12 protein-coding genes are annotated in these 15,277 nt (G+C 66.8%); 3 read left to right on the top strand and 9 right to left on the bottom strand.

The window, feature by feature from the left end; all coding sequences use genetic code 11:
• Positions 1-219 precede the first annotated feature (219 nt).
• The 4 genes from LGN19_RS00665 to LGN19_RS00650 all read right to left on the bottom strand — a co-directional run bounded on the left by LGN19_RS00665 (position 220) and on the right by LGN19_RS00650 (position 6,861).
• Complete coding sequence (locus LGN19_RS00665) at positions 220-3,345, bottom strand: efflux RND transporter permease subunit (protein ID WP_226212835.1); 3,126 nt, start codon at positions 3,343-3,345, stop codon at positions 220-222.
• A complete protein-coding gene (locus LGN19_RS00660; RefSeq protein ID WP_226212834.1) occupies positions 3,342-4,463 on the bottom strand; it encodes an efflux RND transporter periplasmic adaptor subunit in 1,122 nt (373 codons plus the stop codon). The genes LGN19_RS00665 and LGN19_RS00660 overlap by 4 nt, the downstream gene beginning before the upstream one ends.
• Before the next feature lie 83 nt (positions 4,464-4,546).
• Positions 4,547-6,070: an efflux transporter outer membrane subunit gene (locus LGN19_RS00655; RefSeq protein ID WP_226212833.1), complete on the bottom strand. Its 1,524-nt coding sequence runs from the start codon at positions 6,068-6,070 to the stop codon at positions 4,547-4,549.
• Positions 6,071-6,183: 113 nt separating this feature from the next.
• Positions 6,184-6,861: a response regulator transcription factor gene (locus LGN19_RS00650; RefSeq protein WP_122949258.1), complete on the bottom strand. Its 678-nt coding sequence runs from the start codon at positions 6,859-6,861 to the stop codon at positions 6,184-6,186.
• Between the two features lie 136 nt (positions 6,862-6,997).
• Between LGN19_RS00650 and LGN19_RS00645 the strand changes: the two genes are divergently transcribed.
• Positions 6,998-7,684 (top strand): response regulator transcription factor, encoded by a 687-nt coding sequence (locus LGN19_RS00645; RefSeq protein ID WP_226212832.1) that lies wholly within the window; start codon positions 6,998-7,000, stop codon positions 7,682-7,684.
• A complete protein-coding gene (locus LGN19_RS00640) occupies positions 7,671-9,071 on the top strand; it encodes a sensor histidine kinase (RefSeq protein ID WP_226212831.1) in 1,401 nt (466 codons plus the stop codon). Before LGN19_RS00645 ends, LGN19_RS00640 begins: the two co-directional genes overlap by 14 nt.
• Before the next feature lie 901 nt (positions 9,072-9,972).
• Here the strand turns inward: LGN19_RS00640 and hcaD are convergent.
• The 5 genes from hcaD to hcaE are packed head-to-tail and all read right to left on the bottom strand — an operon-like array spanning position 9,973 to position 14,242.
• Positions 9,973-11,241 (bottom strand): 3-phenylpropionate/cinnamic acid dioxygenase ferredoxin--NAD(+) reductase subunit, encoded by a 1,269-nt coding sequence (gene hcaD, locus LGN19_RS00635; RefSeq protein WP_226212830.1) that lies wholly within the window; start codon positions 11,239-11,241, stop codon positions 9,973-9,975.
• Positions 11,207-12,028 carry a 3-phenylpropionate-dihydrodiol/cinnamic acid-dihydrodiol dehydrogenase gene (gene hcaB, locus LGN19_RS00630; protein WP_226212829.1) on the bottom strand — a complete coding sequence of 274 codons (822 nt, stop codon included), beginning with the start codon at positions 12,026-12,028 and terminating at the stop codon, positions 11,207-11,209. The genes hcaD and hcaB overlap by 35 nt, the downstream gene beginning before the upstream one ends.
• The gene (gene hcaC, locus LGN19_RS00625; protein ID WP_226212828.1) at positions 12,025-12,345 is read right to left on the bottom strand and encodes a 3-phenylpropionate/cinnamic acid dioxygenase ferredoxin subunit; all 321 of its coding nucleotides are present in this window, start codon (positions 12,343-12,345) and stop codon (positions 12,025-12,027) included. The genes hcaB and hcaC overlap by 4 nt, the downstream gene beginning before the upstream one ends.
• Before the next feature lie 2 nt (positions 12,346-12,347).
• Entirely contained in the window at positions 12,348-12,890 is a 543-nt protein-coding gene (hcaF, locus tag LGN19_RS00620; RefSeq protein ID WP_226212827.1) for a 3-phenylpropionate/cinnamic acid dioxygenase subunit beta, read from the bottom strand.
• Positions 12,887-14,242: a 3-phenylpropionate/cinnamic acid dioxygenase subunit alpha gene (hcaE, locus tag LGN19_RS00615; protein ID WP_226212826.1), complete on the bottom strand. Its 1,356-nt coding sequence runs from the start codon at positions 14,240-14,242 to the stop codon at positions 12,887-12,889. Before hcaE ends, hcaF begins: the two co-directional genes overlap by 4 nt.
• Before the next feature lie 88 nt (positions 14,243-14,330).
• Here hcaE and hcaR point away from each other — a divergent pair, with 88 nt between their 5' ends.
• The gene (gene hcaR, locus LGN19_RS00610; RefSeq protein WP_226212825.1) at positions 14,331-15,260 is read left to right on the top strand and encodes a DNA-binding transcriptional regulator HcaR; all 930 of its coding nucleotides are present in this window, start codon (positions 14,331-14,333) and stop codon (positions 15,258-15,260) included.
• Positions 15,261-15,277 lie beyond the last annotated feature (17 nt).

The raw sequence follows: 15,277 nt of genomic DNA, 5'->3' as shown, positions 1-15,277 counted from the left end.
TTGCGGCGGAAGGCGGCCAACGCCAACCACCGCTCGTACAGACCCGCCAGACAAGACGCCCTGCAAGCCGCCTGACCAGCCAGCGTGTCATAGACACTCACGAGCCATTCAGCGCTTGGCGCCGCTCGAACCGCACAGGTGACAAGTCGCCCACGAAACCGCGCCGGCGAATGGCCTTGCCGAACATCTCCCTGCAGTTGAAGCCATCCCTAGTTGCCATCACCGCGACCGCTCCGTCTCCGCCACCGGCTCCAGCAGCGAATCGTCCTCTCCCGCGCCACGTTCGAAACGCCGCGCCAGCCGGTCGAAATACAGGTAGACGACGGGTGTCGTAAACAGCGTCAGCAGTTGCGACAGGATCAGCCCGCCGACGATCGCAATGCCCAGCGGCACGCGCAGCTCGGCGCCCGCGCCATGCCCGATCGCGAGCGGCAGCGCGCCGAACAGCGCGGCAAGCGTCGTCATCATGATCGGCCGGAAGCGCAGCACGCAGGCCTGGCGGATCGCCGCGACCGGCGCGAGGCCCTGTTCGCGTTCGGCCACCAGCGCGAAGTCGATCATCATGATCGCGTTCTTCTTGACGATGCCGATCAGCAGGATGATGCCGATCATGCCCATGATCGACAGGTCCTGCCTGAAGAGCTGCAGCGCAAGCAACGCCCCGACGCCCGCCGACGGCAGCGTCGAGATGATCGTCAGCGGATGGATCGGGTTCTCGTACAGCATCCCGAGCACGAGGTACACGACGACGAGCGCGGCGAGAATCAGGTACGGCTCGCTCGCGAGCGATGCCTGGAACGCCTGAGCCGTGCCCTGGAACGTGCCCGAGAGCGTGTCGGGCTTGGCCGCGGCCACCTCCGCCGCGCGAATGGCCGCGACCGCGTTGCCGAGCGATTGCCCCGGCGCGAGATTGAACGAGATCGTCACGGCCGGGAACAGTCCCTGGTGGTTGACCGAGATCGGCGACACATTGTTCTCGATGCTCACCAGCACGTTCATCGGCACAAGTTCGCTCGTCAGCGGAGACCGCACGTACAGGTGCGCGAGCGCGTCAGTCGTCAACTGGAAGGCCGGATCGACCTCCTCCACGACGTGATACTGGTTCAGCGACGTGAAGAGCGTCGCGATCTGGCGCTGGCCGAACGCGTCGTACAGCGTGTCGTCGATCGCCTGCGCGGTGATGCCGAAGCGCGACGCGGTGTTGCGGTCGATCACGATCGTCGCGCTCGTCGCCGACGCCTGCTGGTCGGACGTCACGTCGGTCAGTTGCGGCAGCATGGCAAAGCGCTTCGTCAGGCGCGGCGCCCACTGGTTCAGCTCCTGCACGTCCGCGTCCTGCAGCGTGTACTGGTATTGCGCGGCGCTGATCCGTCCGCCGACCTGGATGTCCTGCCTGACCTGCATCGACAGCGTGATTCCCGTCACCTTCGCCAGCTTCGGCCGCAACCGCGCAAGCACCTGCGCCGCACTCGCCGTGCGCACGCCGAACGGCTTCAGGTTGATCATCACGCGCCCCTGGCTCACGGTGGGATTCGGGCCGATCCAGTAATAGGTGTTGTCGACGGCCGGATCGGCCTCGACGATGCGGCCGAGCTGCTGCATCTTCTGCGCCATCGCCTGCGGCGAGATGTCCGGCGCGGCCTGCGCGACGCCCATGATCAGCCCGGAATCCTCCTGCGGGAAAAAGCCTTTCGGCATGGTGACGAACAGCGCAGCCGTCAGCGCGACGGTACCGATGGTCACCGCGAGCATCGTCCTGCGATGCGCGAGCGCCCAGTCGAGGCCGCGCTCGTAACGGCGTTCGACCGCGACGAACGCGACTTCGAGCCAGCGTTCGAGCGTGCGCAGCCGGCCGCCGTCCGAGCCCGGCGGGCGAATCAGCCAGCCGCACAGCATCGGCGTGACGGTCAGCGAGACCAGCGCCGACATCACGATCGCGACGCTCACCGTCACCGCGAATTCGCGGAACAGGCGGCCGACGATGCCACCCATCATCAGGATCGGGATGAACACGGCGATCAGCGAGATCGTCATCGACACGATCGTGAAACGCACCTCGCGCGCACCAAGCAACGCCGCGCGCATCTTCGGCACGCCCTCCTCGATGTGGCGCATCACGTTCTCGATCACGACGATCGCATCGTCGACGACGAAGCCGACCGCGATCGTGAGCCCCATCAGCGACAGGTTGTCGAGGCTGTAGTCGAGCAGATACATCACGCCGAACGTCGCGACCAGCGACAGCGGGATGGTGAGGCTCGGAATCACCGTGGCCCAGACGTTGCGCAGGAACGAGAAGATCACCATCACGACGAGCGCGATCGTCAGCATCAGCGTGAACTGCACGTCGTGCACCGACGCGTCGATCGTCTGCGTGCGGTCGCCGACCACCTGCACGTGCGCGGCCGCGGGCAGCGACGCCTCGAGCTGCGGCAGGCGCGTAGTGATATTGCGGATCGTCTGGACGACGTTGTAGCCCGGCTGCTTGTGCACGTCGATGATGATCGCGCGCTCGTGCTGCAGCCACGCGGCCTGCTGCGTGTCCTCCGCCGCCTCGACCACGGTGCCGAGATCGTCGAGCCGCACCGGTGCGCCGTTCTTGTAGGCCACGACCAGGTTGCGGTAGCTTGCCGCCGACGTGAGCTGGTCGGTCGCATTGAGCACGACCGAGCGGTCCGGGCCGTTGAGGTTGCCCTTCGGCGCATTGACGGTCTGCACGCCGACGATCGAGCGGACGTCCTCCAGCGTAAGCCCGCGCGCCGCGAGCTTGTCCGGGTCGAGGCGGATCCGCACCGACGGGCGCTGCTGCCCGTGGAAATCGACGAGGCCGACGCCGGGCATCTGCGAGATCTGCTGCGCGAGGAAGTTCTCCGCGTAGCTGTCGAGCTGCGTGAGCGTCAGCGACGGCGAAGTCAGCGCCAGCGACAGCAGCGTGAAGTCCGCCGGGTTGACCTTCTCGTAGGTCGGCGGATTCGGCAGGTTCTTCGGCAGCGTGCCGCCCGCCGCGTTGATCGCCGTCTGCACGTCCTGCGCCGCGCTGTTGATGTCGCGCGACAGATCGAACTGGATCGCGATCGAGGTCGTGCCGAGCGAGCTCGACGACGTCATCTGCGTGATGCCGGAGATGTTCGACAATTGCCGCTCGAGCGGCGTCGCGACCGAGGTCGCCATCGTGTCCGCGCTCGCGCCGGGTAGCTTCGCGACGACCTGGATGGTCGGGAAATCGACCTGCGGCAGCGGCGCGACGGGCAGCATGAAGTACGCGACGAGCCCGACGAGCAGGACCGCGACCGCGAGGAACGACGTCGCGATGCGTCGGCGGATGAACAGTTCGAGCAGGCTCATGACGACGCATCCAGCGTGGCGGGCGGCACGGGTGCCACGGCTTCATCGCGCGCGTCGACCCGCTTTGCCCCGACGGGCGTGCCGGGATTGAGGCGGCTCTGTCCTTCGAACACGACGAGATCGCCGGCAGCGACGCCGCTCGCGATCTCGATCATCCCGTCGACCGCCGCCCCCGTCCGCACCGCGCGCAGTCGCGCGGTGCCCGACGCATCGATCGCATAGAGCTGCGGGCCCGCCTGCGTGTTGACGATCGCACGGCTCGGCACCGCGAGCCGCTGACGGTCGGTGCGCAGCAGCACCTGCGCGGTGACGAGTTCGCCCGGCCACAGCTTGCGATCGGTGTTGGCGAACGCGCCCTTCAGCCGGATCTGGCCGGTCGTACGGTCGACCTGGCTGTCGATGAAGCTCAGCGTGCCCTGCGCGAGCGGCGCGCCGCCCGCGCGTGCCGTGACGGTCACCGGCAGCGGCGCGCCCTGCTGGCCGGCCAGCACGTCGGGCAGCACGTCCTGCGGCACCGAGAACTGCACGTCGATCGGCTCCATCTGCGTCACGGTCACGATACCCGTCGCGTCGCCCGGATGCACGATCGCGCCGAGGTCGGCCTCGCGCACGCCGACGCGCCCGGCAAACGGCGCCGTCAGCGTCGTGAAACCCAGTTGCAGGCGATCGTTCTGCACGATCGCCGCATCGGCCGCGACCGTCGCCGTCAGCGCCTTGACCTGCGCGCGCGCCGTATCGACGCTCTGCGTCGTCGCCGCGCCGATGCCGACGAGCTTCGAATAGCGGTCGAAATCGAGCCTGGCGTTCTCGAGGCTTGCCTGATCCTTGCCTTGCGTCGCCTCGGCCTGGTGCAACTGGGCAGTGAGCGGCCCCTGATCGAGCTGCGCGAGCAGCTGCCCGGCCTTGACGTCCTGTCCTTCCGCGAACAGCACACGCTGCAACTGGCCATCGACGCGAACCTTCACGTCGACGGCGTTGCGCGCCTGCACGGTGCCGACCGCGACGGCGCGGATCGGAAAATCGGCCAGCACAGGATGCCCGGCGACGACGGGCACGGCAGGCACGGCGGCATGGGCCGCGTGTTTCGGCCACTGCCACCAGACGATGAGCGCGAGCACGGCGGCGGCGCCGACGGCGAACCCCGGCGAAAGGCGGCGGCCGTGCCGCGGCGGTTGTTGCGGAGGAAGATCGGCAGCGTGATTCATGGCGCGATGGAATGGGATGAAGTGTCGGGCAACGGGGCGGGAACGGTCGCGCTGGCCACGGCCGGCGGCGGCTCCGTCACGCCGAAACCGCCGCCGAACGCGCGGAACAATCCGACGGAGGCCTGCAGCCGCGCGAGGCGCGTCTGCACGAGCGTGTCGTCGGACTGGTAGCGCGTGCGTTGCGTATCGAGCACGGTGAGGAAATCGACGGTGCCGCTGAGGTACTGCGCCTCGGCGAGCTGCGCGGCCTTGCCCGCTGCGTCGGCGGCCTCCTGGTCGGCCGTCTCGACCTGCTGCTGCTGCGACGCGGCGCTCAGCATGTCCTCGACGTCCTGCAGCGCGGTGACGATCGTCTGCCGGTAGTCGGCGACGCTCTTCGCGGACGCCGCCTCGGTCGCGTGCAGTTGCCCACGCAGCGCACCACCGTCGAAGATCGGCGCGGTCAGCGCCGCGGCCACGCTCGCGAACGGGCTCGACAGGAAATGCGACAGCGCACCGCTGCTCAGGCCGCCGTCAGCCGTCAGCACGAGGTTCGGAAAGAAGGCAGCGCGTGCCGCACCGACGTCGTAGTTGGCCGCCTGCAAGCGCGCTTCGGACGCACGAATGTCGGGGCGCGTGTCGAGCAGGCTGGCCGGCAGGTTCGGGCGCGGTTGCGGCACCGCGATGCCCGCGAGCGGCACCGCCGCGACGTCGAAGCCTTCCGGCACCGCGCCGACGAGGGTCGCGAGCAGATGGAGGTTCTGCCCGAGCTGCTGGCGCAGCGCCGGGATCGTCGCATCGAAGCTCGCCAGCGCGTTGCGCTGCTGCTGCACCTGCAGTTCGGTCGCGACACCCGCCGCCTGCTGGGCCTGCAGCAACGCAAGGATGCGCGCGGCATTCGCCGAGATCGACTGCGCGAGCGCCACGCGCTGCCGCAGGCTCTGCACCTGGAAATAGGTATCGACGATCGATGCGGTCAGGGTCAGCGCAACCGTGTCGCGGTCGAAGCCCGCGGCTTGCGCGAGCATGCCCGCCGCGTTCGCGTTGGCCGCGTTGCGGCCCCAGAAATCGATCTCGTAGCTCGCCTCCGCGAACAGGCTCTGGCTGCGGCTCGAACTTCCCGAGCCCGACGAACCGCTGCTGCCGCTGCGGTGATGACTACGGTCGAACGTACCGTTCAGCGATAGCGACGGATAGAGCGGCGCGCCGGCCTTCTCCGCGTTGGCACGCGCCTCGTCGACACAGGCAAGCGCCGACGCGAGCGAATAGTTGTGCTGCAGGCCGCGCTCGACGAGCGCATCGAGCGCGCTGTCGCCGTACGCGCGCCACCAGCCGCTCGCCACCGGCACGGTACCGGCGAGCGACGCCTGCGCGGCATCGTTCCACGCGGCGGGCGCGGCCTGGGCCGGCCGCTGGTAGGCAGGCACGAACGAACAACCTGCCAGCGCCAGCGAAACCGCCAGCAACGTGGCGGCGGCCTGGCCACGAAACGACAGGCGCGATGCGGCGCGCCGGGGCGGCGATCCGTTCGACCGAAGCATGAAGCAACTCCCTCGCGACTGAAATGCGGCGAGGATAGCGACGCGTTCCTGTCCGGCCTTTCGCTCGAAGATGAATTAAATTTCATGCGCGACGGCGTGCGCCGCGTGCCGGCTCAATCGCTCGCGCGCACCATGTAGCCTGCGCCGACGACGGTATGGATCAGCGGCTGCGCGAAATCGCGGTCGACCTTGCCGCGCAGCCGGTGCATGTGCATGTCGATCACGTTGCCGCGCGGCTCGAACTGGTAGTCCCAGGCCGCCTCGAGCAGCATGCTGCGCGTGACGACCTGCCCTGCATGGCGCATCAGGCACTCGAGCAGCAGGTATTCGCGATGCTGCAGCTGCAGGTCGCGGCCGCCTCGGCTCGCACGGCGCGTGCGGCGGTCGAGCGACAGGTCGGCCACCCGCAATTCGTCTTGCAGCCGCGAGCGGTCGGCTCGGCGGGCCAGCGCCTCGACGCGCGCCAGCAGCTCGGAGAACGCGTAGGGTTTGGCAAGGTAGTCGTCGCAGCCGGCGCGGATCCCGGCGACCCGCTCGCCCAGGCCCGCGATCGCGGACAGCATCAGCACCGGCGTCGCGCGATCGTGCTCGCGCAGGCGCCGCACCAGCTCGATGCCGTCGAGCCCCGGCAGCTTGCGATCGGTGACGATCACGTCGTAGATGCCCTCGCGCGCGAGCGCGAGCCCGAGCGCGCCGTCGCCCGCCGTATCCACGACGTGGCCGCTCTCGGTCAGGCCGCGCGCGATGAACTGCGCGCCGCGCGCGTCGTCTTCGACGATCAGGATCCGCATGCTGGAACGAATTAGGTTAAATTTATTTCATGTTGGCGCGAACCGGATGTTGGACAAGCCGGTACATACTGCCAGCGCCTAGTTTACGCTTCGCGCGCGGCCGGCGAGCCGATGCACCTTCCCTGGCGGATCCCAGATGCCCACACTCCTGGTCGTCGAAGACGATCATCAGACCCTCGACGAAATCGTCTCCGCGCTCACCGACTACGGCTGGGCGGTCGAATCCGCGCGGACCGGCCGCGACGGCCTCATGCTCGCGGTCGCGAAGCAGTACGACGCGATCGTGCTGGACCGGATGCTGCCCGGCGGCCTCGAGGGGCTCGGCATGCTCGCGGCGATCCGCAGCGCGGGCGTGACCACGCCCGTGCTGATCCTGAGCGCGCTGTCCGCGGTCGACGAGCGCGTGCGCGGCCTGCGCGTGGGCGGCGACGACTACCTGACGAAGCCGTTCGACTTCATCGAGCTGACCGCCCGCCTCGACGCGCTGATGCGCCGGCGCGACGCGCCCGCCAGCGCCGAGCACGCCTACCAGGTCGGGCCGCTGTCGCTCAACCTGCTGACGCGCGAAGTCACCTGCGCCGGGCGGCCGGTCGCGCTGCTGCCGCGCGAATACCTGCTGCTCGAATTCCTGATGCGGCATGCCGACCAGACTGTGAGCCGCACGATGCTGTTCGAGGCCGTCTGGGGCTATCGGCTCGACGAGCGCACCAACGTGATCGACGTGCATGTCAGCCGCCTGCGCAAGAAACTCGATCCGACCGGCGCGCTGTCGCTGATCCGGACGGTACGCGGCTCGGGATATACGCTCCGTGCAACTGACTGACCTCCACCGCACCACCAGCTTCCGGCTCGCGACGCTGTTCCTCGCGATGTTCGGCATCGTATCGCTCGTGCTGTTCGCGTACCTGTACATCGAGATCACCGGCTTCGAGACGGAGCGCGTCGACGACTGGCTCGTGCGCGAACACGCTGCGATCGTGCGCGACGCCAACGCCGACCTCGCCGCGCGCTTCATGCACCAGAGTCAGTTCGATCCGCGCCAGCAGCGGCCGTTCGGCCTGTTCGACGCGCAGGGCAAGCACGTCGCGGGCGGCTACATGGGCGACCGGCCGCCGATCCCGGTGTTCGACAAGCCTTTCTCGATGCGGCTGACCGTGAACGGGGAACACAGCGTTCCGGGCCGCTGCATCGCCACGCGGTTGCCGGACGGCCGCACCGCGATCCAATGCCAGAACACGCGCGAACTCGACCACTTCGACGAGGAACTGCTGCACGTACTCGCGACGGCCGGGCTGCTGATGCTGCTGACGGGGCTCGTCGGCGCGGCGTTCGTCGGCGTCGGTGCGGTGCGGCGGCTCGACGCCGTCACGCGATCGATCGAGGAGATCGTGTCCGGCAACCTGAGCCAGCGCCTGCCGGTCCATACGAAACACGACGACATGGGGCGGCTCGTGCATGTCGTCAACGGCATGCTCGACGAGATCGAGCGGCTGATGCACGAGGTCAAGGGCGTGTGCGACGCAATCGCACACGACCTGCGTACGCCGCTCACGCGCCTCCTCGCGGGGCTCGAACGTGCGCAGCGGCGCGCGCGCAGCGAGGCCGATTATCGCGCCGCAATCGACGACACGATCGCCGAGGCCGGCAGTATCCTGCACACCTTCAATGCGATGTTGCGCATCTCCGAGATCGAATCGCACGCGCGCCAGCAGAATTTTTCCGTCGTGGATCTCGCCACCGTCACCAACGATGTCGTCGAGTACTACGAACCGACTGCCGAGAACAAACGCATTACGCTCGACTATCGGCGCGTGTCGGATGTTTCGCTTGAATTGCGGGGCGACCGCAACCTGCTGTTCGAGGCATTGGCCAATCTCGTCGACAACGCGATCAAGTTCGCGCCGGACGGCGGTCACGTGTCGATCCAGCCGTTTCGCGATTCGACGGGCATCGGCATCACGATCGTCGACGACGGCCCGGGCATCGCACCGGATGAGCGGCAGGCGGTGCTACAGCGCTTCTATCGCGCGGAGACGAGCCGCCACACGGCGGGCAGCGGCCTCGGGCTCAGTCTTGCTGCCGCGATCGCGACGATGCACGGGATGACGCTGCGCTTCGATGACGTCGACGTCGGCTGCAGCGTCACATTGCATGCGCCACGTGCGCGCGCGGAAACCGGCCGCGCGCCGGACAGCGCGGCGCCGGTGTAGCCGGGCGGACCGACGTCCTGGTTTTCCAGCATCTTTCGATGCTCAGGCGTCAGGCAGACGCGCTTAGTGACCTATCCGTTGCCCTGCACTATATTTTCTTCAGGCAGCAGACTCTGATCATCGCTCGCACGGATCCGCCAGGTAAGACTCCCGCAATCGCAGATAGCCTCCTACCCACAATCCTGCCCATATTGAGCTCAGCGGCAATCCAATATCGGCCGCAACGCCCTGATGAGAAACGGCGGCCGAGCAGTTTCTCGCAAAAATTCAACAAAAAACTCTACCCTCACGGACTCGCCTGCATTCGGGACGCTCCCCACAAGCCGGTACGATGCTGGAATGCGATCCGGCGAGAGATACATTTATGTCAAGTCAAAATTCATGTCGAGCGTAGCCAAAGCTATGCCGGACCGCCAAACGTAGTGCTGTCACGGACGCAGCTCCGCAATCCGATCGGCTCGCCAACTGCCACGCCGGGCGAGAACCTCAATGATGCCGATCGCGCGCAGATCGAAGGCGTGCCCGAGAATCAGCGGCTCGTAAGCGCGGCATTCGCGCTACAGCAGGACACGTCCGAACGAAGCGCATCCCCCGACCCTCTCGGGCAACCCGCACGCTCGCCCCGATTGAAACGCCGTCCGTGCAGCTGTGCCAACGCCCCGTGGCCCGTCCCGGTGCCGCCTGCACGGTCGGCTCACGCCACTCGGTATATCTCGAATGCCAACACCAGAAGCGCGCTCTCCGCTGTGGACGGAGATGAAGCGCGCGACGCCCAAAATGCCGTGACGGGATAATAGACTGGCGTAGGCGCAGCGTCCCACGGCATGCGGTCGACCTCAATAGCGCTACCGCACCTCACGATATGCCTCGCCGACGAAATCACGGACCAGTTCGCTCTACGTCACACATTATTCGCGAGCGCACGCAGATCTTGTGCACAATCGCTGAGGACGTCCACCGAGAGCCTGGCGCGTCGCTCGATCAGGGTACGTACGAAGCGCATGTCGCGCCCGCGATTGAGCGTCACACCAGCCGTCACCACCCCGTCGCGCAATCCGAACAGCACGCACGCGGATCCGGAGAGATCACCACGCTCGATCCACTCGGAGGCTGTCATGTCGCCTGCGAACTGCAGGTTCACGCCACATTGATCGGTCCAGAACCACGGCATCTGCGGTAAGTCATCCGGCTCACCGAGCATCGCCGAGGCCGCACGCACGGCCTGTCGATTTGCGTTATCCCAACTTTCCCGACGCAGAGGCGGGCCACCGCGTGGGTCTACTTCGGCCGTATTGTCGCCTGCGGCGAAGATGTCCGGATGCGACGTCCGGCAGGCAGAGTCGACGAGAATCCCGCCGTCCGTGCACAGGCCGGCATCCCTCGCGAGCGCATCGTCCGGTTCGACGCCGATCCCGTAAACAACGACATCGCCGCGTACGGCGGTGCCATCTTCGAGCGTCAACACGAACCCATCGATGTTGCGCGCCGCGTCGAGCAGCTTCACTCCGGTCCACACATCCACGCCCCGCGCACGATGCAGCGCGAGCAAATGTGAACGCACCGGCAACGGCGCGCAGCGCGCCATCACGTCTGGTCCCTGCTCGATCACCGTCACCCGGGCCCCAAGCTCGATCGCGCTCGATGCGACTTCCATCCCGATCACGCCACCGCCAACGATCAACAGCCGCGTGCCGCCTTGAAGCGCTCGACGCAACGCATGCGCGTCGTCGAGTGTACGCAAGGTATGCACACCCGGGCCCAGACGGTCGAGCATCGGCAGCCTCCTGACCCGCGCCCCTGTCGCCAGCAACAACTTGCCGAATTCGAGCAGCGTCCCATCGGCAAACGTCAGCGTGCGCTGCGCCGGATCGATCGCCGTGACGCGGGTGCCGAGCCTGCGCTCGATCCTCTGGTCGGCGTAGAACGTCTCCGGACGAAGCGCAATGCACGCGCCATCCGGTTTCAGCAACACCTCTTTCGACAGCGGCGGTCGCTCGTAAGGCACATGCGGTTCATCGCCAATCAGCACGACAGGTCCGTCGAAGCCGCGCCGCCGGAGCTCGGCTGCCGCGGTCGTGCCCGCCTGCCCCGCGCCCACGATCACGCAGGCGGCCTCGCCGGCCGCACCACCTGCTTCACGGTCGAGCGACATCGAGGCCTCCAGCGACATGACGGATCCCGCGAATGCCGAGGCCTGCGTCGGCCTGGATCATCACGCCGGATAGCGTGCGATTGTTCGCACGCGATGCAAGCAGCACGAACGGTCCGGTGAAATCCGCCGGCGCCGGAAAAAACTGCAGCGGGAGAATACTGGCGATCGCCTCCGGGGTCCGCGTATCCATGATGCGCTGCTGCGACTGTCCAAGTGCGTCGGGGCCACGCAGGTCGCTCGCCATCCCGCACGGCCCGACGCCGTTCACGCGCACGTGCGGCGCAAGCTCGTACGCCAGCTCGCGAATCAGGCCGACCGCCGCATGCTTGCTCGCCGTATACAACGGACCGCCGCCGCCCGGATAGAACGCCGCGTTCGACAGCGTGAAAATCATACTGCCTTGCGATGCCACCAGCGCGTCTGCAGCCGCCTTCGCACCCAGCAGGTACCCTTTCACGTTGACCGCGAACAATTCGTCGAACCCGGCGTCGAGCCTTTCCGGTGACAGGCCCAGCAGGCCCGCGCCGTGATCCCACAGCGCGGCGTTGCCGACGAACGTATCGAGCTTGCCGAAACGCTCGACAGTCGCGTCGACCGCGCGCCGGTTGTCGTCGTACACGCGCACGTCGCCGCACACCACTTCGATATCCGCACCAAAGCGCGCACGCAATGCGGCGACTTTTTCCGCCGAACGTTCGAGCACGCCGACCCGCGCGCCTTCGGCGAGAAAGCGCTCGACGAGCGCGAGCCCGAGGCCCGACCCGCCGCCCGTGATCAGCGCGACTTCTCCATCGAGCCAGCTCATGCGAACTCCGGCTCGTCGACGTACAGCGCACCGGCGTCGACGACGACCGGGAACGTACGCAATGCGTCCGTCGCAGGCTGGCACAGCGCCGCACCGGTCTTCAGGCAAAAGCGCGCGGCATGCAATGGACATTCGACAGTCGCATCGTCTTCGACATAGCCGTCGGACATGGACGCGTTGCCGTGCGTGCAGCGATCGGACAGTGCGTAATACGTGCCCTGCACGCGAAACACCGCGATCGCGCCGTGTGCACCGTTCACGCGCGTCGCGTCGCCGTCGGCGAGCGCGTCGATGGGTCCTACGAGGATTCGAGCCATGATCAGAAAAGCACACTGAGGTTATGGGAAGACAGCACGGCCTGGTCGAGCACGATTTCTCGGCGGCATATGTGCCAATCGCCAACGTCGTCCGCACGACGCACGCGATCGCGGCGCGCCCCGACATAGAACGTCTCGTCGCGCTCCTTCTGCGAGCGGTACAGCAGATAGTTGACGTACACGTCGTATTCTCCGTGCGCGTCGGTCGGTTCGACCCGGACGTTCGCGATCAGATGCCGCGTGCGCGAAGGCGGCTCCTCAGCCCACGCCATGCCCGTCTCGAGCCGTGCGATGCGGCGCTCCAGCTGCGCCTTCGTGTCGTTGAAGATCCACGTGGTGGGCGGCTGAACGCCCTTGCGGCGGTCGCGCGTCTGGGCGTTGACGGTCGTGCGCATCGTGTACTGCACGTCGTTGCTCAGCAGCGCGAGCCAGTCGCGAAAGCGCCATGTATCGAGGCAGTCGGCCTCGCGATACAAGAACTGCGTAATGTCGTGATGCAGCGCCGCTGTCACGGGCACCCGTTCGATCGTGGCGGCGTCACTCATTTCAGCAGCTCCTGTTCATATTCGCGCGTCCGGCGCTCGACTTCGCCCCAGTTGTCAGACAGCAACAGGTCGGCCCAGCGGCGGTACATCCCGCGCGCCGCCGTTTCCGAGAAGATGTAGTTGGTAATGCCCGGAATGCCGTCCGTGCGCACACGCTCGCCGCCCAGGCCCATTTCGACGCAGAGCCGCGTCTTGCGCGCGCGGTTGCCGCGCAGCACTTTCTGCACCTCGACCCAGTTCTCCGAATCGTCCTGTTCGAGGAAGCCGGCCGGGCCGAACGCGCGTGTCGCGCTGCGCTCGAATGCGGCCTTCACTTCGTCCGACGCCTGCTTGTCCGCGATGCAGAACGCCCACACCTCGACCTGGTTCGGGCCGCGCGGATGCCACACGCGCAAGGTCGCGGTGCCGTTCAGCCAGGACATCGTCGGGAACAGGTTGTTGTGGCCCGCGAGACGGCGCGCGCGCACCGTCCCCAGGCGCGCCTCCGCTTCTTCATATGTATCGCGGAAATACTGGGACACTTCACCGTCGACCCATACGTTCGCGTCCGGCTCCTCGGTGAAAAAGAAGCCGCTGCCGTGGCCGGCCTGACCATACTGCAGGGCGTCCTTTGCGGTCTCCCACACGGGGCGCGCGGTCTGCCCCGCACCGAGGGCCTTGTCGCCGGCACCGGCCTTCACGCCGAGCACCTCGATCGCCGACGCGTGTGAGTACAACGCGTGATACTGGTCGCTCGCAAACTGCTCGGCCGGGAATTTCCAGTTGCAGTCGATCACCCATTTGTGCACGCCGCCCACGATCTCGGTGCCGCCTTCCCGGCGATCCAGCACGCCATCGAGATACCACGCCATGTCGCCCATATAGGCGTCGAGATCCGGCGCATCGGCGTCCCAGTTACCAAACACCAACCCCTTGTAGATCGCAACCCTTGTGACTTCCTGCAGCCCGAGATGCTGCTTGCAGAGGCCATGCGGAAACGCGCGCGCCTCAAGTGGCACGTCGATCAGCGCGCCGTCCGTGCCGTACGACCAGCCGTGATACGGGCACGTAAACGAGCGCGCATTGCCGGAGTCGGCGAAGCTCACCCGCATCGAGCGGTGCCGGCACTGGTTCAGGAATGCCTTCACCGAGCCGTCCTTTTGCCGCACGACGACAATGGGGTCCTCGCCCATGTACGTGTTGAAGAAATCACCGGCCTTCGGAATCTGGCTCACATGCGCGAGGAACAGCCAGCATCGTCCGAAGATGCGTTCGAGCTCCAGCGAGTAGATCGCCGGATCGGTATAGATCGACGACGCCACGCGGCCGTTGCGTGAGTCGACCAGTGCGTCGATGTCAAGCTTCTCTGTCATTTGCGTCTCCTCCGTGGCACCATCCGTTCCATACGGACAGGCACGCGAGGATGATCGTCGGTCGTGCGTTCGTTGTGAAATAGTTTGTTTGTTTGCCGTTAGACGTTTTGGCGATGACAGCCGAATGGAACTCCGACACTTACGATATTTTGTTGCCGTCGCCGACGAGCTGAACTTCACGCGCGCCGCGCAACGGCTGCACACCGCACAGCCGTCGCTGAGCCAACAGATTCGCGATCTCGAGGACGAGGTCGGCACGCGGCTGCTCGAGCGCTCGAAGCGTAAGGTCGAACTGACCGAAGCGGGCCACGTGTTCCTTGCGGAAGCGCGGCTGGTGCTCTCGCAGGCGGATCGCGCTGTCGAACGGGCTCGTCAAACGGGCCGGCGGCAAGCACTGACCGTGAGAATCGGATTTGTGCCGGCAGCGGAAGTGGCCATCTTTCCGGCGATCCTGCCAAAGCTGCGGATGCAGTGTCCGGGTGTGCACGTCGAACTGCGGAGCATGCCGACGATGGAACAGGAGGACGCGCTGCTGCGTGGCGACATCGACATCGCGTTCATGCGTCGGCCCGTGCAGGCGCCGAATCTGCATGCGGAAGTAGTGCTAACCGAACCGCTCGTCGTGCTGATGCAGGCCGATCACCCGCTCGCCGCGCATGCGCGCATCGCACCCGCGATGCTCGACGGCCAGGCGTTCATCCAGACCAATCCGGCCTACGCGGGGCAGCTGTACGACATCGTCGACCGGTACTTCACCGACCACGGGATCCACCCGGATGTCGTGCAGGTCGCGACGAACATCCTGCTGAACCTGAACCTCGTCGGGATGGGGCTCGGCGTTGCCCTGCTGCCGGCGTACGTCGCGGCGCTGGTTGGTGAATCGATGTGCTGCCGCGCGCTTGCCAGTCCACCGCCCCACATCGATCTGCTGATGGTCACGCGCGCGGAGCCGCATTCCCGGGAGCTGGGCGCCCTCGTGGACCTGATGCGCCGCGCAACCTTCAGCCGCCATGACTGAACACGATGCGCTGTCGG

This window comes from Burkholderia sp. AU30198, assembly GCF_020419825.1.
Taxonomy (GTDB): domain Bacteria; phylum Pseudomonadota; class Gammaproteobacteria; order Burkholderiales; family Burkholderiaceae; genus Burkholderia.
Note: the sequence above shows the minus strand (reverse complement) of the source record. Positions and strands in the feature narration are given on the sequence as shown.

Coding starts and splice junctions, on each gene's coding strand:
- LGN19_RS00665 (WP_226212835.1), bottom strand. CDS start 3,345: ATGAGCCTGCTCGAACTGTTCATCCGCCGACGCATCGCGACGTCGTTC.
- LGN19_RS00655 (WP_226212833.1), bottom strand. CDS start 6,070: ATGCTTCGGTCGAACGGATCGCCGCCCCGGCGCGCCGCATCGCGCCTG.
- LGN19_RS00650 (WP_122949258.1), bottom strand. CDS start 6,861: ATGCGGATCCTGATCGTCGAAGACGACGCGCGCGGCGCGCAGTTCATC.
- LGN19_RS00645 (WP_226212832.1), top strand. CDS start 6,998: ATGCCCACACTCCTGGTCGTCGAAGACGATCATCAGACCCTCGACGAA.
- hcaD (WP_226212830.1), bottom strand. CDS start 11,241: ATGTCGCTGGAGGCCTCGATGTCGCTCGACCGTGAAGCAGGTGGTGCG.
- hcaB (WP_226212829.1), bottom strand. CDS start 12,028: ATGAGCTGGCTCGATGGAGAAGTCGCGCTGATCACGGGCGGCGGGTCG.
- hcaC (WP_226212828.1), bottom strand. CDS start 12,345: ATGGCTCGAATCCTCGTAGGACCCATCGACGCGCTCGCCGACGGCGAC.
- hcaF (WP_226212827.1), bottom strand. CDS start 12,890: ATGAGTGACGCCGCCACGATCGAACGGGTGCCCGTGACAGCGGCGCTG.
- hcaE (WP_226212826.1), bottom strand. CDS start 14,242: ATGACAGAGAAGCTTGACATCGACGCACTGGTCGACTCACGCAACGGC.